Genomic DNA, 1,234 nt, shown 5'->3' with positions numbered 1-1,234 from the left:
GCCAAGGTCTTGAAGGGCGTGGTCGATGCGGAAAAGCCCGGCCTCGTCTTCCTCGGCAAGCAGGCGATCGACGATGACAGCAACCAGACCGGCCAGATGCTGTCGGCGCTGATGGGGTGGAGCCAGGCGACCTTTGCCTCCAAGGTGGAACTGGGCGACGGTTCGGCCAAGGTGACGCGTGAAGTCGACGGCGGTCTTCAGACCATCGATGTGAAGCTTCCGGCGATCGTGACGGTGGATCTGCGTTTGAACCAGCCGCGCTATGCATCGCTGCCCAACATCATGAAGGCGAAGAAGAAGCCGCTGGACGAAAAGTCGCCGGCCGATTTCGGCGCCGATATCGCGCCGCGCCTGAAGGTCTTGAAGACCGAGGAGCCGGGCGGTCGCAAGGCGGGCGTCAAGGTCGGCTCCGTTGGAGAGCTGGTCGAGAAGCTCAAGGCCGACGGCGTACTGTAAAGAAATCGGAAGGGACGAGATAAATGGCTATTCTTCTTATTGCCGAACACGACAATGCAAGCCTTTCCGACCAGACGGCCAAGGCGCTGACGGCAGCGGCCCAGATTGGCGGCGATGTCGATATTCTGGTGGCGGGCAAGGGCGCGAAGGCTGCGGCTGAGGCGGCAGCAAAGCTCAAGGGCGTGCGCAAGGTTCTGCTGGCTGAAAGCGATGCGCTGGAAAACCGTCTGGCCGAGCCGACGGCGGCGCTCATCGTGGAACTGGCCGGCCAATACGACACGGTCATCGCCCCGGCGACGACGTCGGCCAAGAACATCCTGCCGCGCGTGGCAGCTCTTCTCGATGTGATGCAGCTTTCGGAAATCATGGAAGTTGTCTCAAGCGATACGTTCAAGCGTCCGATCTATGCGGGCAATGCGATCCAGACGGTGCAGTCGACGGATGCCAGGAAGGTGATCACGGTTCGCACGGCGTCTTTCCAGGCAACGGGCGAGGGTGGTTCGGCTGCGGTTGAAAGCGTCAATGCGGCTGCCGATCCGGCGCTGTCGAGCTTTGTGGGCAATGCGCTTTCGGATTCGGATCGCCCGGAACTGACTTCGGCCCGGATCATCATTTCGGGCGGGCGGGCGCTCGGCTCGGCGGAAAAGTTCCAGGAAGTGATCCTGCCGGTTGCCGACAAGCTGGGTGCGGCGGTGGGTGCGTCGCGCGCGGCGGTGGATGCGGGCTATGCGCCGAACGACTGGCAGGTTGGCCAGACGGGCAAGGTGGTCGCGCCGGA

At 63.0% G+C, this 1,234-nt stretch carries 2 protein-coding genes; both read left to right on the top strand.

What is annotated here, in order from left to right:
• Positions 1-456 (top strand): electron transfer flavoprotein subunit beta/FixA family protein (locus FHS76_RS22410; RefSeq protein ID WP_183658542.1); only part of this gene is annotated, 456 nt, incomplete at its 5' end.
• Positions 457-479: 23 nt separating this feature from the next.
• Positions 480-1,234 (top strand): electron transfer flavoprotein subunit alpha/FixB family protein (locus tag FHS76_RS22405; protein ID WP_183658539.1); only part of this gene is annotated, 755 nt, incomplete at its 3' end.

The sequence above is a fragment of the Brucella daejeonensis genome (assembly GCF_014199265.1).
GTDB classification, from domain to species: Bacteria; Pseudomonadota; Alphaproteobacteria; order Rhizobiales; family Rhizobiaceae; genus Brucella; species Brucella daejeonensis.
The sequence above is the reverse complement of the archived record's forward strand: the minus strand, read 5'-3'. Positions and strand labels throughout refer to the sequence as shown.